Here is a 19,864-nt window from a genome sequence, read left to right as displayed (position 1 = left end):
CTCCATGTCCAGCAGAAAAAATAGCGCCGCATCCGAACCGCAAGCTGGCCTGCCGATGATCGGTTCCTTGCTGCGGCTGCCGCGCGAGCATGTCGTCGCGCGCATGCTGACCACCGTCAACGCGCAGGGTTTCGACGTGTCATTGACCGAACTCGGCGTCTTCATGTACCCCGGCCCGCACGGCCGCCGGCCAATCGAGCTGGCGCGCCAATGCAATGTGTCGCGTCAGGCGATGAACTACGTCCTGGCTGAACTGGAGCGGCGGGGCTATCTGCTGCGACGGCCTGGCCCGGCCTCCAATTCGACCGAGCTGCAGCTTACGGCGCGCGGCCAGGAGATGTATGCGCTGATGCGCACCTGCGTGGCCGACGTCGAACAGGAATGGAAGGAACACCTGGGCGAACAGCGCTTTAACGCGCTGCGAGAGACCTTGCAGGACCTGTCGGCGTGGCTGGGCAAAGTGGATTGATGCCATCGGACGGTGCGCAATGCAGGACCGCGAGTTTTTGATTTAAGCCACGCGGCTGACACAGAACTGAATGTTATTGTCTTGCCTTCCCTGCACGCTTGCGGCCTGCCGCAGCCGTGACGTGAACGCCATATTCAAGGAGCCGCAATGAAGTTGATCCCGACCCTGCTGCTGGGCGCAAGTGCGCTATCGCTGACCGTGGGCGCCACTGCCGCGCCGGTCACCTATGATCTTGATCCCTCGCATACGTATCCCAGCTTCGAGGCCGATCATTTCGGCGGCCTGTCGACCTGGCGCGGCAAATTCAACCAGTCCAGCGGCGTGGTCGTGCTGGACCGCCAGGCGCGCACCGGCACGCTGGAAGTCACCGTGGACATCAAATCGGTCGACTTCGGCCACGACGAGATGAACCAGCACGCGATCGCGCCCGACATCTTCGATGCGGCCAAGTACCCCACCGCCACGTTCAAGGGCAAGTTCACCAAATTCGACGGCGACAAGCCCGAAGAAGCGACGGGCGACCTGACGCTGCGCGGCGTCACGCGCCAGGTCAAGCTAGAGATCGACGACTTCAAGTGCATCGACCACCCGATGGTCAAGCGCGAGGTCTGCGGCGCCGATGCCTCCACGGAATTCAGCCGCAAGGATTTCGGCATGAACTTCGGGCTGGACATGGGCTTCAAGCCGGAAGTGAAACTGAAGATCCAGGTCGAGGCGATCCGCCGGCAGTAACGCCCAGCCGTCCTACCCTTGTCCGGCCCGCGCCTGCGCCAGAAAGTCCAGCACCGCCCGGTACGATCCTTCGTTGCCGGCCGCATTGGCGGACGGCGTGCCGCCCGCATCGAGCAGCAGCCCGGACATCGCGTGCGGCTTGTTGATGAGCGTGGCCGGCAGACAAGGATAGTGAACGTGGTGCCCTGCCCCCGCGCAGACGTAATGACGCGTCGGCAGGTCATGCGCCTGGCGCTGGCGCACCACCATTTCGGAATACGCGGTGCTGGGCCAGAAGCCATCGTCCGATGCGCTTACCAGCATGACCGGGCCGGGATAGTTTTCGACGGGAATGCGCGCGCGCTCGACGGCCGCCGCATCGCGCGTGGCGCTCAGGAACGCCAGGGTCTGGCGGTACGGCGGATCCGAGGCATAGGCGGCGTCCCAGTCGGCCGTGGCGTTGTCCTGCCACAAGTGCGGCAAGGGCTCGCCATGCCGGGTCCAGACCTGGGCGTTGCGTCCCGTGCCCGGCGCGCCCGCGCTGACCACCCCGTGTGTCACGGGCGACGGCACATAAGCGACGACGGCGCTTACCAGGTCGGGGAAATGCGAGGCCACGAGCAATGAGGTCTCGCCGCCGCGGCTGATGCCGGACACCGCCACGAAGCCGTCGCGGGGCTGCAGCGATTTACGGACCCACTTCAGCGCCGCCTCGAAGTATTCCAGCGGCATGTCGTTCAGGTATTTCGGCCGGCCATCGTAGTTGAAGATCGCCAGCGCCAGGCATTGGTAGCCGCGGGCGGCGAACAGCGCGGCGCGGGGCGCATTGACGCCGCCCGACGAGCCGTTCATGTAGACCACGACGGGATGCGGACCGGGGCCGGCGGGCACGTAGAGTTCGCCGGACACCAACATGCCGTCCACCGTTTCTCGCACGGACCGGTGCGTGACGCCGTCGGCCAGGAAGTCCTGGACCATCGTGGCGTCGGCCGTGAGCGTGCCGCTGGCGGCATGGATACGCACGGTCAGCGCCTGGGTGTTGTCGGGCGGGAACACCACGCGGTCCATGTCCTGGCACACCATGGACCAGACAAGTCCCATGGCCGAAGGCTCGGCATACGAGCCGGACACCGGGCAATCGCGCCGCAGGTCCAGCCGTCCGTCATGGCCAGCCATGAACACGGCTTCCGAGCGCCACGTCGCGCCGCACATGCTCATGCTGGCGGTGACGGTGATGAAGGCATACGCCGGAAAACCTTCGATGTGGATGTCACGCTCGACGTCGATGAGCGCGCGTTCGGGCGTTACGGTGATACGGGGGTGCGTCACGGTCGTCTCCCTGGCAGTCGCGGTCTCATGCCTTCAGATCGGTCTTGGGCACGCCGTTGGCCTTGATGACCTGCGCCCACATCGCCGATTCGTCGGCGATGACCTTATCCAGGTCGGCGGATGACGTGAACTCCACGGCCACGCCCTGGTCGGCAAACTGCTGGATCAGGCTGGGGTCGCGCGTGCCTTCGCGCACGGCGTGTTCCAGCGTTTTCACCACGTCGGCGGGCATTGCGGCGGGGCCCGAGATCATCATGCGGGTGTAGAGTTCGAAGTCGTCCACGCCCGCTTCCTTCATGGTCGGCACATCGGGCAGACTGGACAGCCGCTTGTCCGCGGTCACGGCCAGGACCTTCAGCTTGCCGGATTTGATGTTGGGCAGCGCCGAGGTCGGGAAGTCGAACGTGCTTTGCACGGTGCCGGCCATCAGGTCGAGTAGCGCCGGGCCGCTGCCTTTGTAGGGCACGTCCTGGAACTGCGTGCCGGTCTTGGACTGGAAATGGAGCAGCGCGAGGTGGTCGATGACACCGCGGCCCGCGTGCGCGCACGTGATGTCGTTGGGCTTTTTCTTGGCCAGGGCAATGAATTCCTGCACGGTGTTCACGCCAAGGTCGGGATGCACGATCAGCAGCATGGGCGATTTGCCCATGGATCCAAGCTGCTTGAAGTCCGACGGCTGGTACGGCAGGTTGTTGTACAGCAAGGGGTTCAGGATCATGCCGTTGGTGCCGGCAAAGCCCAGCGTGTAGCCGTCCGGCTCGGCGCGCGCCACCGCGACGGTGGCAATGATGGCCTGCCCGCCCGGCCGGTTCTCGACGACGACGTTCTGCTTGAGCGTCTTGCCCATGCGATCGGCCAGCGCGCGCGCGGCGATGTCGGTCAAGCCGCCGGGCGCAAAGCCTACCAAGAGGCGCACGGGCCGCGTGGGAAAGGCATTCTGCTGGGCCCAGGCCGGGCGCGAGATCAACGGCAAGGCGGCAAGCGCGCCCAGGGCATGACGGCGGGTGAATCGCATACGGCTCTCCAGACAAAGGCAAAGGCCAACGCGCGGCCGACAAGGGCCGCGAGGCAAGACAATGAAAAGGGGAAGGACGTACAGGCCGCCGCCGAACGGCGACGGTCACAATGATCGTATGTTGTATGCAATACAACCGACGGGCTATCTAGGGATATCCCGCAAGCGTTGGCGCCAAGGCCCGCCGGTCAGGGCTTGGTCATCAGCTTCTTCCAGCCCTCCAGACCCAGCTTGTTCATCGTGTCGATGTTCTTTTCGTAGATCTCGGCGGCGTCCGGAAACGACTCCACTGCGCGGTCGATGCTGTCTTCGCGCAGCAGGTGCAGGATGGGATACGGCGAGCGGTTGGTGTAGTTCTCGATATCGTCCGGCTGCGTGTCGGCGAACTGGAACTGCGGGTGGAAAGTGGCAACCTGCAGCTCTCCCACCAGACGCATGCGCTTGAGCAGACGGTCCGAGAGATCTTCGAATTCGTTGAACTCCAGGAAGTCGTCCAGCGCATCGGGAAGGATCAGCAGCGTTGTGTCGATCTTGTCGGGATCGGTGTCGGCCAGCAGCGCCAGTTCGTCCTGCAGATCGGTCAGCACGCCCTCGGCGTCGGTGGCGTCGCTGACGGCAAAGCGGATCTGGTCCTTGACCTGCACCGCCTTGGCGAAGGGACAGAGGTTCAGGCCGATCACGGCCTGGTTCAGCCAATGGCGGGTTTCTGCGACCACATTGGCGTAGGCGTCGGAAGTGGAAATCATGGAATCAGTCCTGGAAAAAGAAAGAGCGCAAGGCCCCGGGCCCCGCGCTCTGCATGGCACGCGTGTGTATCAGGCGGCCGGCATGGCGGCCATGGTCTGGGCCACGGCGGCGGTCAGCTTCTTGCCGTACGGCACGTGCAGGAATTCGTTGGGACCGTGCGCGTTGGACTTGGGACCCAGCACGCCGCAGACCATGAATTGCGCCTGCGGGAACCCCTTTTGCAGGATGCTCATCAGCGGAATGGTGCCGCCCTGCCCGATATAGCCGCAAGGTGCGCCGTAGTATTGCTGCGAGGCCGCGTCCAGCGCCTGCGTCAGCCAGGGCACCGTGGCGGGCGCGTTCCAGCCGGTGGCGGCGCCTTCGTTGGCCTTGAAGATCACCTTGGCGTTGTAGGGCGCATCGGCTTCAAGCAGTTCCTTGATTTCCTGGGAGGCGGCCACGGCGTCGACCAGCGGCGGCAGGCGCAGCGACAGCTTGAACGCGGTGCGCGGACGCAGCACGTTGCCGGCGCTGGACAGGGGCGGCAAGCCTTCCGCGCCCGTGACCGACAGCGTCGGACGCCAGGTGCGGTTCAGCAGCGCCTGCTCGGGTTCGGTGGTCATGGGCAGCACGAAGCCGCCGTCGGCGCCGCAGCTCCACGGGAAACGGCGCCACACTTCGTCGCCCAGGATGCGGGCGGTGGCGGAAACCTGTTCGATGCGTTCGGCGGGGATTTCGCAGTGCAGGCTTTGCGGCAGCAGGCGGCCGGTGCCGCTGTCTTCCAGGCGGTCCAGCAGATGACGCAGGATGCGGAACGAAGACGGCACGACGCCGCTGGAGTCGCCCGAATGGACGCCTTCGTCCAGGACCTGGACTTCCAGCGTGCCGGACACCATGCCGCGCAGCGAAGTGGTCATCCAGAGCTGATCGTAGTTGCCGGCGCCCGAGTCCAGGCACACCACCAGCGCCACGTTGCCCAGGCGGTCGCGCAGCGCGTCCACGTACGGCAAGAGGTCATAGCTGCCCGATTCTTCACAGGTTTCGACGATGCCCACGCAGCGCGGACGCGGAATGCCTTGCTTGTCCAGCGCCATGATGGCGGTCAGCGACGCGTACACCGCGTAGCCGTCGTCGGCGCCGCCGCGGCCGTAGAGCTTGCCGTCTTCGTATTTGGGCGTCCACGGGCCGAGGCCGGCGCGCCAGCCCGAGAATTCGGGTTGCTTGTCCAGATGGCCGTACAGCAGCACGGTGTCGCCGTTGTCGCTGCGGGTGGCGGGCGCGTCAAAGAAGATGACGGGCGTGCGGCCCGGCAGGCGCACCACTTCCAGTTTCAGGCCGGAAACCTTCTGCGCTTCGACCCACTGCGCCGCGTCGCGCACCACACGCTCGATGAACGCGTTCTTTTCCCAGTCGGCATCGAAGGCCGGGCTCTTGGCGGGAATGGCGATGTAATCGGTCAGCGCGGGGATGATCTCGTTGTCCCACTTGTCGTCCACAAAGTCCTGAAGGGCTTTGGGATCAAGGGTGGGCGGCAATGCGTCTTCGGGGATGCGTGCGTTCATGGCGCTGGCTTCCTGTGTGCGGAAAAGGGGCAAACCGCTATTTTATGCCTGCGCGCGAGCGCCGGCAGATTTTCATGGGGCGCTATTTGGCTGCGTAGGCCTCGATCCGGCTCCAGACCTCGCGGGCCAGGGGTTTGGCGTTGCCGACCGACTGGTACAGGCGGATTTCCATGTGGATGTCGTTGCGGGCGCCGTCGGCCCGCACGAGGCTGCCGTTACGCAGGTCGGGTTCGACCAGCGTGTGCGGCAGCCAGGCCAGGCCGAAGCCCTGGCGCGCCATCGCGTGCAAGGCGTCGGCCAGGTCTGACTCGTACGTGGTCTGCAAGAGCGGCACCTCGCACAGGCCGCGCAGCTTGTCGTGCAGGATGCGACCCAGCGACATGCTGTCGGCGTAGGCCAGAAACGGCACGGGCGGGTCCGAAGCCAGCTTGGGCACGGCATGGCGGGGATGGCGCCCGCCAGGCGCGACCGGCGCGCTGACCGCCACCAGCTTGTCCGCGCCCACGCGGCGGCAGCGGTAATTGGGATTGTCGATCTTGGCGTACAGCGGTTCGTGGGCATGGCACAGCAGGAAATCGACCTCGCCGTCCTCCAGCATGTCCACGCCGTAATTCAGCGTTGTCGTGATCACCTTCAGTTGAAAGGCCGGCAGGCTGCGCTGCACGCCCGCCATCAGCCCGGGCAGGACGGAATGCGCCAGCGTCTTGCCGGACGCAATGGTGATCTTGCGGGCGCGTTCCTGCTCCGGCTTTTGCAGCGCCTCGCGCGTCTCTTGCAGGATGTCCAGCACGTCGATGGCGGCGGCCAGCACGCTGCGGCCGGCGGCGTTCAGCGTGGACACCTGGTGGCCGCGCTCGATGAGCGGCACGCCCGCCCATTCCTCCAGCGCCTTGATGCGGCGCCCGAAGGCCGGGTGCGTCACGTTGCGCGACTCGGCGGCCTGAAACAGGTTGCGCGACTTCGACAACGCGACGAAGTCCTCGAGCCATTTGATGTCCATGTGTCCTCTCCTCCATCCCCGGCCCGCCCCATGTCTGCCCGGGGCTGGGCGTGTGTTTTCCAGCGGCTCAGCGGCTGTGCCGATCCGGCACAACGCTTGCGCATTTTGCACAAGACAGAAACACCTTGCAACTAACATCCCTTCGACCACTCCTGGAAAACCCTATGCCCGACTCCCCCGTCCTGCTCAAGTCCATCCGCAGCCATTACGTTGGCGGCGCCGAAGTGGTGGCCGGCGGTTTGCCGATGCAGCAGCAAAAAGTGGTCGGCAACGCGTCGCCCCGGCTGATCGACATGAATGGCGGCTACAGCGCCGGCCAACTGTACGTGCAGGAGTACCGGCTGGCCCAGCCGACCCGCCCCTACCCCGTGCTGCTGTGGCACGGCGGCGGCATGACGGGCGCGCAGTGGGAAAGCACGCCGGACGGGCGCGATGGCTGGCTGTGGCGGCTGCTGCAGGCCGGCTACGACGTCTTCGTGTCCGACGCGCCGGAACGCGGCCGCGCTTCCTGGGCGATGTTTCCTGAGATCTACGACTCGGCCCCGATCTTCCGCTCGAAGGAAGAAGCGTGGCGGCTGTTTCGCATTGGCCCGGCCTCGGGCTATGCACGCGCCGGCGAGCCGCGGCAGGCGTATCCCGAACAGCAATTTCCCGTCGACGCGTTCGACACCTTTTCCAAGCAGTTCGTGCCGCGTTGGCTGACCCACGGCGACATGGCGCTGGACGCGTACCGCGCGCTGCTGGACCTGGCGGGCCCGTGCATCGTGATCGGCCACAGCCAGGGCGGCGGCTTTGCCACGCAACTGGCCCAGGAATACGCGGCGACCGTGCGCGCCGTCGTGGCGGTCGAGCCCACCGGCACCCCGGCCCAGGCCAGCTGCCAATTGCCCCCGCAGCTGTTGATCTGGGGCGATCACTTCAACGCGGACGACACCTGGCAGCGCTACCGCGCCCAGACGGACGCCTACTGGAACGCCCTGCGCGCGGCCGGCCAACGCGCCGACGTGCTGGACCTGCCCGCTGCCGGCATTGCCGGCAACTCGCACTTCTGCATGCTGGATCGCAACAGCGACCACATTGCCGGATTGATCGTCGATTGGCTCGACCGCAGCCTCGACTAACCTTCTCGTGGAGACACCGATGACCCTGAAGAAAACCACCATTGCCCTGGCGCTCCTGACCGGCGCCACGCTGGCAGCCGGCGCGTCGGCCCAGCAGTCCGATTACCCGAGCAAGCCCATCCGCATGATCGTGCCGTTCGCCCCGGGCGGCACCGCCGACATCATCGGCCGCGTCTTCGCCGCGCAACTGGGCACCGAACTGGGCGTGACGGTGGTGGTCGAGAACAAGGCCGGCGCGGGCGGCTCGATCGGCACGCGCTACGTTGCCGACGCCGCGCCTGACGGCTACACGATCCTCCTGGCTTCCTCCAGCACCCACGGCACCAACCCGGCCGTCTACAAGAACCTGACCTACGATGCGTCGCAGGATTTCACGGCCATCACGCAGCTGGTCACCGTGCCCGGCGTGCTCAGCGTCACCAAGGACTTCCCGGCGGCCGACCTGAACGCGCTGATCGCGCAATCGAAGGCCAATCCGGACAAGTACACCTACGCCTCGTCCGGCGCGGGCGGCCTGGGCAACCTGGCGATGGAACTGATGAAGTCGATGACGGGCGCGCATCTGATGCACATCGCCTACCGCGGCGCCGGTCCCGCCTTCACCGACGTGATCAGCGGCCAGGTGTCGATGATCTGGGAACCCGTGCCGGCCTCGCTGCCCTACATCAAGAGCGGCCAGATCCGCCCGATCGCCATCGCCGCCGACGCGCGTTCGCCGGAACTGCCCGACACGCCGACCTTCAAGGAAGCCGGCCTGGCGCGTTACGAAGCGAATGCGTGGAACGGCCTGCTGGCCCCGAAGAACCTGCCGGAAGCCGTGAAGACGAAGCTGCACGACGCCTCGGTCAAGGCGCTGAACACGCCCGAAGTGAAGGCCAAGATGGCCAGCCTGGGCGGCACCGTGGTGGCCGGTTCGTCGGACGCCTTCCAGCAAGTGATCGCCAGCGACGTGAAGAAGTGGAAGAACGTCGCCAACGACGCCAAGATCCAGCTCGACCAGTAAGCGCCAAACAAAAGACCCCGGCGCGTTGCGCGGCGGGGTCTTTGCAGGAAGCTTGCAAGCCGGCCTTCAGAGCCGGCTTTTTGTTGGCGCTTAACGTTGCAGGGCGGGATCAGGCGCCGATGAGCGCCGGCTCGCCGCCGCGGCTGTCCAGCGCCGGCGCATCGGCCTCGATCACCCGGCCGGATTGCAGCTTGAACACCGCCACCGCTTCGCGCAGGCGCTGGGCCTGTGTTTCCAGCGATGCCGCCGAAGCCGCCGCCTCTTCGACCAGCGCGGCGTTCTGCTGCGTCACGCTGTCCATCTGCGACACGGCCTGGTTCACCTGCTCGATGCCCTGCGACTGTTCCTCGGAAGCGCTGGAGATCTCGTTGATGATGTCCGCCACGCGGCGCACCGACGTGACGATCTCCTGCATGGTGGCGCCGGCGGCCTCCACTTGGTCGGAGCCCACCGACACCTTCTGCACGGAATCGTCGATCAGGCCCTTGATCTCCTTGGCGGCCGCCGCGCTGCGCTGCGCCAGCGCGCGCACTTCGCTTGCGACCACGGCAAAACCCTTGCCCTGCTCGCCCGCGCGGGCGGCTTCCACCGCGGCGTTCAGCGCCAGGATGTTGGTCTGGAACGCAATGCCGTCGATCACGCCAACGATATCGGAGATGCGGTGCGAGCTGTCGGCAATGCCGCGCATCGTGCCCACCACGTCGCCCACGGCCTGGCCGCCGCGCGTGGCCACTTCGGACGCGGCCATCGCCAGTTGTGCCGCGCTGCGCGAGCTGTCGGCGTTGTTCTTCACGGTGGAGGACAGTTCGTCCATGCTGGCGGCCGTTTCTTCCAGCGACGCAGCCTGCTGCTCGGTGCGCGAGGACAGGTCGATGTTGCCCGCGGCAATTTCGCGCGAGCCGGTGTGGATCTCTTCAACCCCCAGGCGCACGGCCGACACGGTGCGGGCCAGGCTGTCCTGCATGCGCTTGACGGCAGCGTACAGCACGCCGATTTCGTTGTTGCCGCGCTGCTCGATGCGGTTGGTCAGGTCGCCGCTGGCGATGCGGTCGAACAGGCGTCCGGCTTCATGCAGCGGACGGAAGACCGCCCGTCCGAAGACCACATACAGGCCCACGACCAGCGCCGCCACGACGACCAGCAGACAGATCAGGAAGACGATGGCGGTGTTGATGCGCGCGGCCGAATCGTGGGCCACGCGCTGGCCGATTTCGTCGGCAAAGTCCACGTATTGCTGAATGGCCTGCGTGAACTTGGTGCCCAGCGGACTCACCTTCTCCTGGTTGACGCGGCCGGCCGCCGCGGCGTCGCCGGCGCGAATGGCGGCGATCAGGGGGAAGATGGCTTCGCGCACGTAGACGTCGTAGGCGGCCAGCGCAGCCTCGAACAGGGGTTTGCCCTGCGGCGAGGTTTCGGGCAGCTTGCGCGCGGTCTCGATCTGGCTGGTGGCCTTGGCGACGTAGCTGTCCATGCGTTGCATGTTGCTGGCGGCGGTGTCCAGGCTCTTGCCTTCCAGCAGCGCGCTGTGCGCGGCCAGCAGCACCACGCGGGCGCGCAGCAGGTCCGATGCCGCGTCGTCCAGCGAATTGGCGCGGACCAGGTTGGTGTCCAGCATCACCTCGATCGAGGTGCGGTTGGACGTCAGTTGCTGATAGACCGCGATGCCGGTCACCAGGAAAAGGGCAAAGAAGACGGCCAGGGCGGTCGTCAGGATTGCGCGGATACTTAAATTCTTGAACATTGAAAGCCACTCCGGGGGTTGCGTAACGCTCTCCCCTTAACGGCGCAATGCAATGAAAAGTTAAATATCTCATTGGGTTACATGCGGGCGGCGCCCGGACCCGGGCCTCACGCAAGCGCGCAACGCAAAACCGCCGCGGACGTGCCGCGGCGGTTTATGAGGCTACGGTTCGGGGGTTCACCCCCGGACGCTTACTTCAGCCAGGCGCGCGCGTTGCGGAAGATGCGCATCCACGGGCTGAACGCGCCGCCCGAATCGGCGGTGCCCCACTTCTCGGGCGCCCACGACATCATGACGTTGCGGGTCACGCGTTCCGGGTGCGGCATCATGACCGTGAAACGGCCGTCGGCAGTGGTCACCGAGGTCAGGCCGCCGGGGCTGCCGTTCGGGTTGAACGGATAGGCTTCGGTGGCTTGGCCGTAGTTGTCGATGAAACGGGCGGCAGCCAGCACGCGGCTGGCGTCGCCCTGCTGGGAGAAGTCGGCAAAGCCTTCGCCGTGGGCCACGGCGACCGGGACGCGGGCGCCTTCCATGCCGGCAAAGAAGATGGACGGCGACTTGGCCAGTTCCACCATCGACAGGCGGGCTTCGTACTTTTCGGACTGGTTGCGCGTGAAGCGCGGCCAGTGCTCGGCGCCCGGGATCATCGGCGCCAGCGCAGCCATCATCTGGCAGCCGTTGCACACGCCCAGCGCAAAGGTGTCGGGACGCGCAAAGTACGCGGCGAACTGGTCCGACAGCTTGCTGTTGAAGCGGATGGTGCGCGCCCAGCCTTCGCCGGCGCCCAGCACGTCGCCGTAGCTGAAGCCGCCCACCGCGACCAGCCCCTGCATTTCCGCCAGGTCCAGCCGGCCGGACAGCAGGTCGGTCATGTGGACGTCGATGGCCTCGAAGCCCGAGGTGTCGAAGGCCCAGGCCATTTCGACCTGGCTGTTGCAGCCTTGCTCGCGCAGGATGGCCACGCGCGGACGCTTGCCGGTGTTGATGAACGGCGCGGCCACGTTCTCTTGCGGGTCGAAGGCCACGTTCGGGCTCATGCCCGGATCCTTGGTGTCGTTCCAGACGTCCAGTTCCGCCTGGGCGCACGCGGGGTTGTCGCGGCGCGCCATGATGCGGTGCGAGACTTCGGACCAGGCGCGGCCGAGGTCGGCGCGCGGCTGGCCCCAGACCTTGCGGCCGTCGCGGTAGAACTCGACCTCGTCGGCGGCATTCAGGCCGCCGATGACGTGCGAGTGCGCCGACAGGCCCGCGCCGCGCAGCACCTGCATCACGGCGTCGCGTTGCGAGGCCGGCACCTGGATGACGGCGCCCGCTTCTTCCGAGAACAGGGCCTTCAGGGTCAGTTCGTCGCGCTGCACGGCGACCTGTTCCGGACGGATCTTGTAATCGCCCCAATCCGCCGATTGCGGATCGAAGGTCAGCATGTCCAGGTTCACCGAGATGCCCGTGCGGCCGGCGAAGGCCATTTCGACCAGCGTGGCGAACAGGCCGCCGTCGGAGCGGTCGTGGTAGGACAGGATGGTGCCGGCTTCGGCCAGCGTGCGGATGGTGACAAAGAACGCGCGCAGGTCTTGCGGCGAATCGATGTCCGGCACGGTCTGGCCGACCTGGTTATACGTCTGCGCCAGGATCGAGCCGCCCATGCGATGGCGGCCGCGGCCCAGGTCGATCAGGATCAGGACGCTGTCGCCCGCGTCGGTGCGCAGCTGCGGCGTCAGGCTGGCGCGCACATCGGCGACCGGCGCAAACGCGGTAATGATCAAGGACACCGGCGCGACGACCTGGCGCTGCTCGCCATCCTGTTCCCAGGAGGTCTTCATGGACAGGGAGTCCTTGCCGACCGGAATGGACAGGCCGGTGGCCTGGCACAGTTCGCTGACGGCGGACACGGTGTCGTACAGCGCGGCGTCTTGCCCGGCCACGCCGCAGGCGGCCATCCAGTTGGCCGACAGCTTGATGTCTTCAAGGCGCGCCACGTCGGCGGCGGCCAGGTTGGTCAGGGCTTCGGCCACGGCCATGCGGCCCGAGGCCGGGGCGTCCAGCATGGCGATGGGGGTGCGCTCGCCCATCGACATGGCTTCGCCGCGGAAACCTTCGTAGTCGGCCAGCGTGACGGCGCAGTCGGCCACCGGCACCTGCCACGGACCGACCATCTGGTCGCGGCTGGAGAGGCCGCCGACGGTGCGGTCGCCAATGGTGATGAGGAAAGACTTGTTGGCCACCGTGGGGTGGCGCAGCACGCGGTAGGCCGCTTCGGTCAGGTCGATGCCGGCCAGGTCCAGCGGCTCGGACACGCCGGGCAGGCGGGAGACGTCGCGGGTCATGCGCGGCGGCTTGCCCAGGATGACGTCGATGGGCACGTCCACGGGGCGCACTTCGGCCTCATTTTGCGGGCGGATCGTGTCCAGGCCGGGCAGGCCCTCGCCGTCCACCACGCGCAGCTGGCGCTCTTCGGTGGCCACGCCCACCACCGCGTACGGGCAGCGTTCGCGGCGGGCGATGGCGTCAAAACGTTCCAGGTCCTGGGGCAGGATCGACAGGACGTAGCGTTCCTGCGATTCGTTGCTCCAGATTTCGGCGGGCGACAGGCCCGATTCTTCGAGGGGCACGCGCTTCAGATCGAAGATCGCGCCGCGGCCGGCGTCGTTGACCAGCTCGGGGAATGCGTTGGACAGGCCGCCCGCGCCCACGTCGTGGATCGCGATGATGGGGTTGTTTTCGGCCTGCTGCCAGCAGCGGTCGATGACCTCTTGCGCGCGGCGTTCGATTTCGGGGTTGCCGCGCTGGACGGAGTCGAAGTCCAGCTCAGCCGAGTTGCTGCCCATGCTGATGCTGGAGGCGGCGCCGCCGCCCATGCCGATGCGGAAACCGGGGCCGCCCAATTGAATCAGCAGCGCGCCAGGAGGAATGACTTCCTTGTGCGTGAGGCCGGCGTCGATGCTGCCCAGGCCGCCCGCGATCATGATGGGTTTGTGGTAGCCCCAGCGCGTGCCGCCGGCGGTCTGCTCGAACGAACGGAAGTAACCCAGCAGGTTGGGACGGCCGAATTCGTTGTTGAACGCCGCGCCCCCGATGGGGCCGTCGATCATGATGGACAGCGGCGAGGCGATGCGATCGGGCAGGCCGTGGTGGTCGGCTTCCCAGGGTTGCAGCGCGTCGTCAAAGCGCAGGTGTGACACGGTGAAGCCCGTGAGGCCCGCCTTGGGCTTGGAGCCGCGGCCGGTGGCGCCTTCGTCGCGGATTTCACCGCCGTTGCCGGTGGAGGCGCCGGGGAACGGCGCGATCGCGGTCGGGTGGTTGTGCGTTTCCACCTTCATGAGCGTGTGCACGATGGTGTCGCGGCGGATGTACTTGGCGCTGGTGGCGCCCTCGCCCGCCAGACCCGGCACGCCGGCCTGGAAGCGCTGCGCGGGGCCGCCTTCCATGATGGCGGCGTTGTCCGAGTAAGCGACGACGGTGCCTTGCGGCTGCGCCTTGTGCGTGGCGCGGATCATGCCGAACAGCGTGTTGGGCTGCGACTGGCCGTCGATGACCCATTCGGCGTTGAAGATCTTGTGGCGGCAGTGTTCGCTGTTGGCCTGCGCGAACATCATCAGTTCGACGTCGGTGGGATCGCGGCCCAGGTCGGTGAAGGACTTGGCCAGGTATTCGATCTCGTCGTCGGACAGGGCCAGGCCCAGCGTGGTGTTGGCTTCGACCAGGGCATCGGCGCCGCGCGTCTGGACGTCGACCGTGCGCATGGGCTTGCCCGCCAGCGGCTGGAACAGCGCCTGGCCGTCGAAGCTGGCGTCCACCACGGTTTCGGTCATGCGGTCGTGCAGGCAGTCGGCCGCGCGCGCCAGCATGGCTTCGTCGAGCGACTTGGCGCCGAGCAGGCCGCGTTCGGGCGTGATGACGTAGCGCACGCCGCGTTCGATGCGATGCACCGACGACAGGCCGCAGTTGTGGGCGATGTCGGTGGCCTTGCTGGCCCAGGGGGAAATCGTGCCCAGGCGCGGGATCACCAGCAGGGACACGCTCTTGGCGGGCGCGTCGGCGGTGCTGGGCGTGCCGTAGTCCAGCAGCTGGGTAAGCTGCTGCTGCTGTTCGGCCGTCAAGGCGGCGTCGGTGCTGACGAAGTGCTCGTAGCGGGCGGATATGTCGGCCACCGGCAGGCCGGCTTCCTTCAATTGCGCCAGAAGGCGATCACGTCGAAAGGAGGACAGGACGGAGGAACCAGGCAGATGCTGAACTAGGGACACGATGCGGGCGCCGTATAAAGAGGGGTGCAAAGCAGGGATTTTACCCGTTTAAGGGGTTTTCCCGGAGCCGAAGTTCAATGGAGGTTCTGCCGCACTCATCCGGCCATTGTTACAAAAGAATTCCGCGTGGTGTCTGGCGTGGATGGTGCACAGCAATATCGGTCCGCCACCGCTGGGGGCAATGGCGGTTTTCCCCTCGCGGGCCCTGCCCGCCTGCAGACGCTTTGCGCAATGCAGCATGTTGCAGCCGCCCCGCATTGCGGGAAAACACGAACACCCTCGCCCGCGGTGCGACGGTAGGATGCAGCGACCCTATCCAACAAGAAAAGCGGCGCCCCACGCCCGCTGGCCGTTGCCTCAGATGTCCCGCCCCGACGCCCCCGCCGAGCCTGTAGAACCGATCATCCCCGTAGAAGCAGATCCCGCCGTCAAGGTGCCGCTGGCCGTCGAGGACTGGCTGGCCGTGATCCTGCTGGCGACCCTGGCCATCATCACTTTCCTGAATGTGCTGGTGCGCTATTTCACCGATCAGTCGTTTGCGTGGACGGAAGAAATTTCCGTGTTCCTGCTGATCGTGCTGACGATGGCGGGCGGCAGTGTGGCCTTCGTGCGCAACCATCACATCCGGATCGAGATCCTGGCGGACTCGGGCTCGCCGCGCCGCCAGCGCATCATGGCGCTGATTGCGAACAGCTGCGTGCTGGCGTTCTTCGTCTTGCTGACCGTGCTGTCGGTGAAGCTGGTGTACGACGAATTCATCTACGAGGAAACGTCGCCGGCCATCGGCGTGCCGACGTGGTGGTATTCGATCTGGCTGCCGGTCATGGCCGCGGCCATTTCGCTGCGCACCCTGGGCACCCTGCGCCGTCTGGCGCGCGCCCCGGTCCAGGATGCCCCGCGATGATCGCCGTCATCCTCTTTACCGTTTTCATCGTCCTGATGGTGATCGGCGTGCCGGTCGGCGTTGCGCTGGGCATCGGCGGCACGGTCGCGATCGTGCTGACCAACCTGGACACGCCGTGGTACGGCCTTCTGACCGTTCCACAGAACTTCTACGCCGGCCTGGCCAAGTACCCGCTACTGGCGATTCCGATGTTCGTGCTCGTCGGATCGATCTTCGACCGGTCCGGCGTGGCCAAGCGGCTGGTGGACTTTGCGATCGCCATCGTCGGTCGCGGTCCCGGCATGCTGCCGCTGGTGTCGATCGCGGTGGCGATGTTCCTGGGCGGCATTTCGGGTTCGGGGCCGGCCTGCGCGGCGGCCGTGGGCGCGGTGATGATCACCGCGATGTCGCGCGCGGGCTATCCGGGGTCGTTCTCGGCATCCGTGGTGGCCGCCGGCGCGGCCACCGACATCCTGATCCCGCCCTCCGTGGCCTTCATCATCTACTCCGTGCTGGTGCCGGGCGCCTCGGTGCCCGCGCTGTTTGCCGCCGGCATGATCCCGGGCATCCTGGCCGGTTTCGCGCTGATCATTCCGGCCGTGTGGCTGTCGCGTAAATACAAGATGGGCGCGCTGGAAGCGCACTTGCCCCGCCCGCCCTTCTGGAAGAGCCTGCGCGAGGCGTCCTGGGGCCTGGCCGCGCCGGTGCTGATCCTGGGCGGCATGCGGTTGGGGTGGTTCACGCCCACCGAGGCGGCGGTCGTTGCCGTGTTCTATGGCCTTTTCGTGGGCGGCTTCATCCATCGCACCATCAAGTTCCGGGACCTGTACACGATCCTGCGCGAAGCCGCCGAGCTGTCCGCCGTGATCATGCTGGTGGTGACGCTGGCCGGGATCTTTGCGTGGGCGCTGTCCACGCTCAGCGTGATCGACCCGATCACCCACGCCATCGTCAATTCGGGCTTGGGCGAATGGGGCGTGCTGGCGCTGCTGATCCTGCTGCTGATGACCGTCGGCATGTTCCTGGACGGCATCTCGATCTTCCTGATCTTCGTGCCGCTGCTCATGCCGATCGCCAATGCCTACGGCTGGGATCCGGTGTGGTTCGGCGTGATCCTGACCTTGAAGGTGGCGCTGGGCCAGTTCACCCCGCCGCTGGCCGTGAATCTGATGGTGTCGTGCCGCATCGCGCGCGTGCCGATGGAGTCGACCGTGCGCTGGGTGGTGTGGCTGCTGGGCGCGATGTTCCTGGTGCTGGTCGCGGTGCTGGTGTTTCCCGAACTGGCGCTGTGGCTGCCGCGCAAGCTGGGTTATTGAGAGAGGCTGGACGGGGCCGGCCCGACTGGGTGCCCGGCCATGGATGACAACAACAGAAAGACTCGCATAGAGAGGAGACGCAACATGAAATTCCGCAACCTGATCGGCGCGGCGCTGTGCGCGGCGGCCGTGGTGGGCATGGCGCCCGCGCATGCGCAGAACTACAAGCCCGAGTACAAGCTCTCCATCGTCGTGGGCACCACCTTCCCGTGGGGCCAGGGCGCCGAGATCTGGTCGAACCTGGTGCGCGAGCGCACCGAAGGCCGCATCAACATCAAGGTCTACCCAGGCACCTCGCTGGTCCAGGGCGACCAGACCCGCGAATTCACCGCCATCCGCCAGGGCGTGATCGACATGGCCGTCGGGTCGACCATCAACTGGTCGCCGCAGGTCAAGCAGCTGAACCTGTTCTCGCTGCCCTTCCTGATGCCCGACTACGCCGCCATCGACGCGCTGGTGCAAGGCGACGTGGGCAAGGACATGTTCAAGCTCATCGAAAAGGCGGGCGTGGTGCCGCTTGCCTGGGGCGAGAACGGCTACCGCCAGGTCAGCAACTCCAAGCGCGAGATCAAGCGGCCCGAAGACATGAAGGGCATGAAGCTGCGCGTGGTGGGGTCGCCGCTGTACATCGACACCTTCACCGCATTGGGCGCAAACCCCACGCAGATGAGCTGGGCCGATGCGCAACCCGCGCTGGCCAGCGGCGCGGTCGACGGGCAGGAGAACCCGCTGTCGATCTACACCGGCTCCAAGCTCTACACCGTGGGCCAGAAGTACCTGACGCTCTGGAACTACGTGGCCGATCCGCTGATCTTCGTGGTCAACCGCGAAGTCTGGAATTCCTGGTCGGAAAAGGACCGCGACATCGTGCGCCAGGCCGCGCTGGACGCCGGCAAGCAGCAGATCGTCATCGCGCGCAAGGGCGTGACGCCTGAAGACCCGTCGCTCCTCAAGGAAATCGCCGGTCACGGCGTCACCGTGACCACCCTGTCGCAAGCCGACCACGACGCCTTCGTGAAGGCCACCAAGCCGGTCTACGAAAAGTGGAAGAAGCAGATCGGCGAGGACCTGGTCAACAAGGCCGAAAAATCGATCGCTGAGCGCAAGAAGTAACCCGCGAAAGTTTCGCAGCAAGCCCCAGGGGAACCGGCGGCGCAAGCCGCCAACCGAGGCAGGGACGCTAGAATCCCGCCCACCAGACGGGCGCCGGCCACAAACCGGCGCCCGTTATTTTTTTGGTGGCAGACACCCGCCCTATTCCGGGTAGCTGACTTCCAGGATATCCAGCTCATCGATGCCGGCCGGTGTGCGCAGCACGACCGTGTCGCCTTCCCGCGCCTTGATCAAAGCGCGGGCCACCGGCGAGATCCAGCTGATCTTGCCAGCCAGGGGTTCGGCTTCATCCACGCCCACGATCGTGACGGTGTGTTCTTCGCCCGCCTTGTCGACATAGACGACCGTTGCGCCGAAGAAGGCCTGATCGCGATTGGGTTGGGCCTTGGGGTCCACGACCTCGGCAATGTCCAGCCGCTTGGTCAGAAAGCGCATGCGCCGGTCGATCTCGCGCAGACGCTTCTTGCCGTAGAGGTAGTCGCCGTTTTCCGAACGATCGCCGTTGGACGCGGCCCACGACACGACCTGCACGACGGCCGGTCGTTCCACGTTCATCAGCTGCGTCAGCTCGCCGCGCAGGCGTTCGTAGCCCTCGGGCGTCATGTAGTTCTTGGTGCCGGCCGGCAGCGCCTGGGCCTGCGGCAGGTCGTCGTCGTCCTCGTGGTCGGACTCTTTAACAAAGGCTTTGTTCATGGCGGTTGCATCGCGATGGCGCGATCACTGTCGAAGCTTGTGAAAATGGGCGGCGCGGGCCGCCCGCGTCAGAACCAGTCGTGCCAGACCGGCTTCAGGTCGGGAGGCAGCGGCGGCAGTTGGCCCAGGTCCATCCGGCTTTCCTTGGGACTGTGAAAGTCCGAGCCGCGCGAGGCCAGGAAGCCGTAGCGGCGCGCCACCTCGGCGTACTGGCGCGCTTCTTCCACGGTATGGCTGCCCGTGTTGACCTCGATGCCCACGCCGCCCAGTTGCAGGAATTCGTCGAACAGCGCGGCGAACTGCAGCGGGGTGTACTTGTAGCGGCCCGGATGCGCAATGACGGCCTGACCGCCCGCGCCGCGGATCCAGCCCACCGCGTCGGCCAGCGTGGCCCACTGCATGGGCACGTGACCGGGGCAGTCGTCGCCCAGGTGCTTGTTGAACACGGTCTGCACATCCGGACAATACCCGGCCTGCACCAGATAACGCGCAAAGTGCGTGCGGCTGATCAGTTCGGGATTGCCGGCAAACGGCAGCGCGCCTTCATACGCGCCGGGCATGCCCATGTCCGCCAGACGGTCGCCGATGCGCTTGGCACGGGCGGCGCGTCCCGAGCGGGTCTTGCGCAGGCCTTCGATTAAATCCGCGTTGTTGGGATCGAACCGCAGGCCGACGATGTGCACCGTAAGGCCGGCCCAGGTGACCGAGATCTCGACGCCGGTGGCAAACCGCATGCCCAGTTCCTGGGCCGCCGCCGAGGCTTCGGCGATGCCGCCCACTTCGTCGTGGTCGGTCAGCGCCCAGACGTCGACGCCATTGGCGAACGCGCGCTGCGCCACGTCGCGGGGCGCGAGTGCGCCGTCCGAGACGGTGGAATGGCAATGCAGGTCGATGTTCAGCGTGGGCGATTTCATGGGGCTATTGTAGAGAAGGCCCGGCGG

At 66.4% G+C, this 19,864-nt stretch carries 16 protein-coding genes; 7 read left to right on the top strand and 9 right to left on the bottom strand.

What is annotated here, in order from left to right:
* The first annotated feature begins 4 nt into the window (after positions 1–4).
* Positions 5–469: a MarR family winged helix-turn-helix transcriptional regulator gene (locus FBY20_RS23280; RefSeq protein WP_142054824.1), complete on the top strand. Its 465-nt coding sequence runs from the start codon at positions 5–7 to the stop codon at positions 467–469.
* A gap of 147 nt (positions 470–616) precedes the next feature.
* Complete coding sequence (locus FBY20_RS23275) at positions 617–1,201, top strand: YceI family protein (RefSeq protein ID WP_056319084.1); 585 nt, start codon at positions 617–619, stop codon at positions 1,199–1,201.
* Between the two features lie 12 nt (positions 1,202–1,213).
* Here FBY20_RS23275 and FBY20_RS23270 read toward each other — a convergent pair whose 3' ends face one another.
* From FBY20_RS23270 to FBY20_RS23250, 5 genes are all read right to left on the bottom strand, one after another.
* Complete coding sequence (locus FBY20_RS23270; protein ID WP_056319081.1) at positions 1,214–2,509, bottom strand: acyl-CoA thioesterase/bile acid-CoA:amino acid N-acyltransferase family protein; 1,296 nt, start codon at positions 2,507–2,509, stop codon at positions 1,214–1,216.
* 25 nt (positions 2,510–2,534) lie between these two features.
* Positions 2,535–3,524 (bottom strand): tripartite tricarboxylate transporter substrate binding protein, encoded by a 990-nt coding sequence (locus FBY20_RS23265; RefSeq protein ID WP_142054822.1) that lies wholly within the window; start codon positions 3,522–3,524, stop codon positions 2,535–2,537.
* Between the two features lie 188 nt (positions 3,525–3,712).
* Positions 3,713–4,270, bottom strand: a complete 558-nt coding sequence (locus tag FBY20_RS23260) for a DUF1415 domain-containing protein (RefSeq protein WP_056319076.1) — start codon at positions 4,268–4,270, stop codon at positions 3,713–3,715.
* Between the two features lie 69 nt (positions 4,271–4,339).
* Positions 4,340–5,812 (bottom strand): M20 family metallopeptidase, encoded by a 1,473-nt coding sequence (locus tag FBY20_RS23255; RefSeq protein WP_062841085.1) that lies wholly within the window; start codon positions 5,810–5,812, stop codon positions 4,340–4,342.
* A gap of 82 nt (positions 5,813–5,894) precedes the next feature.
* Positions 5,895–6,812, bottom strand: coding sequence for a LysR family transcriptional regulator (locus tag FBY20_RS23250; RefSeq protein WP_062841086.1), 918 nt, complete (start codon positions 6,810–6,812; stop codon positions 5,895–5,897).
* A gap of 164 nt (positions 6,813–6,976) precedes the next feature.
* Between FBY20_RS23250 and FBY20_RS23245 the strand changes: the two genes are divergently transcribed.
* Both FBY20_RS23245 and FBY20_RS23240 read left to right on the top strand, forming a co-directional pair.
* Positions 6,977–7,933 (top strand): alpha/beta fold hydrolase, encoded by a 957-nt coding sequence (locus FBY20_RS23245; RefSeq protein WP_142054820.1) that lies wholly within the window; start codon positions 6,977–6,979, stop codon positions 7,931–7,933.
* Positions 7,934–7,952: 19 nt separating this feature from the next.
* On the top strand, positions 7,953–8,936 hold the full coding sequence (locus FBY20_RS23240; RefSeq protein ID WP_056319064.1) for a tripartite tricarboxylate transporter substrate binding protein: 984 nt from the start codon (positions 7,953–7,955) through the stop codon (positions 8,934–8,936).
* 109 nt (positions 8,937–9,045) lie between these two features.
* Here FBY20_RS23240 and FBY20_RS23235 read toward each other — a convergent pair whose 3' ends face one another.
* Together FBY20_RS23235 and purL are read right to left on the bottom strand one after the other, a co-directional pair.
* Positions 9,046–10,677, bottom strand: coding sequence for a methyl-accepting chemotaxis protein (locus tag FBY20_RS23235; protein WP_142054818.1), 1,632 nt, complete (start codon positions 10,675–10,677; stop codon positions 9,046–9,048).
* A gap of 191 nt (positions 10,678–10,868) precedes the next feature.
* Positions 10,869–14,918, bottom strand: coding sequence for a phosphoribosylformylglycinamidine synthase (gene purL / locus FBY20_RS23230; RefSeq protein ID WP_142054816.1), 4,050 nt, complete (start codon positions 14,916–14,918; stop codon positions 10,869–10,871).
* Positions 14,919–15,279: 361 nt separating this feature from the next.
* On the opposite strand from purL, the gene FBY20_RS23225 reads away from it, so the two are divergent.
* The 3 genes from FBY20_RS23225 to FBY20_RS23215 all read left to right on the top strand — a co-directional run bounded on the left by FBY20_RS23225 (position 15,280) and on the right by FBY20_RS23215 (position 18,230).
* Positions 15,280–15,822, top strand: a complete 543-nt coding sequence (locus FBY20_RS23225; RefSeq protein ID WP_062841090.1) for a TRAP transporter small permease — start codon at positions 15,280–15,282, stop codon at positions 15,820–15,822.
* A complete protein-coding gene (locus tag FBY20_RS23220) occupies positions 15,819–17,117 on the top strand; it encodes a TRAP transporter large permease (RefSeq protein ID WP_056319056.1) in 1,299 nt (432 codons plus the stop codon). Before FBY20_RS23225 ends, FBY20_RS23220 begins: the two co-directional genes overlap by 4 nt.
* An 84-nt stretch (positions 17,118–17,201) precedes the next feature.
* Positions 17,202–18,230, top strand: coding sequence for a DctP family TRAP transporter solute-binding subunit (locus FBY20_RS23215; protein ID WP_063952197.1), 1,029 nt, complete (start codon positions 17,202–17,204; stop codon positions 18,228–18,230).
* A gap of 141 nt (positions 18,231–18,371) precedes the next feature.
* Here the strand turns inward: FBY20_RS23215 and greB are convergent, their stop codons facing one another.
* Positions 18,372–18,923: a transcription elongation factor GreB gene (gene greB, locus FBY20_RS23210; protein ID WP_056319052.1), complete on the bottom strand. Its 552-nt coding sequence runs from the start codon at positions 18,921–18,923 to the stop codon at positions 18,372–18,374.
* Between the two features lie 68 nt (positions 18,924–18,991).
* Complete coding sequence (locus FBY20_RS23205; RefSeq protein WP_062841093.1) at positions 18,992–19,837, bottom strand: 3',5'-nucleoside bisphosphate phosphatase; 846 nt, start codon at positions 19,835–19,837, stop codon at positions 18,992–18,994.
* Positions 19,838–19,864 lie beyond the last annotated feature (27 nt).

The sequence above is a fragment of the Achromobacter sp. SLBN-14 genome, assembly GCF_006715415.1.
GTDB lineage: Bacteria > Pseudomonadota > Gammaproteobacteria > Burkholderiales > Burkholderiaceae_B > Achromobacter > Achromobacter mucicolens.
The sequence above is the reverse complement of the archived record's forward strand: the minus strand, read 5'-3'. Positions and strand labels throughout refer to the sequence as shown.

Excerpts from the sequence above, each read along its gene's own strand:
- FBY20_RS23220 (WP_056319056.1), top strand. The coding sequence starts at position 15,819 with ATGATCGCCGTCATCCTCTTTACCGTTTTCATCGTCCTGATGGTGATC.
- FBY20_RS23245 (WP_142054820.1), top strand. The coding sequence starts at position 6,977 with ATGCCCGACTCCCCCGTCCTGCTCAAGTCCATCCGCAGCCATTACGTT.
- FBY20_RS23250 (WP_062841086.1), bottom strand. The coding sequence starts at position 6,812 with ATGGACATCAAATGGCTCGAGGACTTCGTCGCGTTGTCGAAGTCGCGC.
- FBY20_RS23235 (WP_142054818.1), bottom strand. The coding sequence starts at position 10,677 with ATGTTCAAGAATTTAAGTATCCGCGCAATCCTGACGACCGCCCTGGCC.
- FBY20_RS23275 (WP_056319084.1), top strand. The coding sequence starts at position 617 with ATGAAGTTGATCCCGACCCTGCTGCTGGGCGCAAGTGCGCTATCGCTG.
- FBY20_RS23255 (WP_062841085.1), bottom strand. The coding sequence starts at position 5,812 with ATGAACGCACGCATCCCCGAAGACGCATTGCCGCCCACCCTTGATCCC.
- greB (WP_056319052.1), bottom strand. The coding sequence starts at position 18,923 with ATGAACAAAGCCTTTGTTAAAGAGTCCGACCACGAGGACGACGACGAC.
- FBY20_RS23205 (WP_062841093.1), bottom strand. The coding sequence starts at position 19,837 with ATGAAATCGCCCACGCTGAACATCGACCTGCATTGCCATTCCACCGTC.
- FBY20_RS23260 (WP_056319076.1), bottom strand. The coding sequence starts at position 4,270 with ATGATTTCCACTTCCGACGCCTACGCCAATGTGGTCGCAGAAACCCGC.
- FBY20_RS23280 (WP_142054824.1), top strand. The coding sequence starts at position 5 with ATGTCCAGCAGAAAAAATAGCGCCGCATCCGAACCGCAAGCTGGCCTG.
- FBY20_RS23240 (WP_056319064.1), top strand. The coding sequence starts at position 7,953 with ATGACCCTGAAGAAAACCACCATTGCCCTGGCGCTCCTGACCGGCGCC.
- FBY20_RS23225 (WP_062841090.1), top strand. The coding sequence starts at position 15,280 with ATGTCCCGCCCCGACGCCCCCGCCGAGCCTGTAGAACCGATCATCCCC.
- FBY20_RS23215 (WP_063952197.1), top strand. The coding sequence starts at position 17,202 with ATGAAATTCCGCAACCTGATCGGCGCGGCGCTGTGCGCGGCGGCCGTG.
- FBY20_RS23265 (WP_142054822.1), bottom strand. The coding sequence starts at position 3,524 with ATGCGATTCACCCGCCGTCATGCCCTGGGCGCGCTTGCCGCCTTGCCG.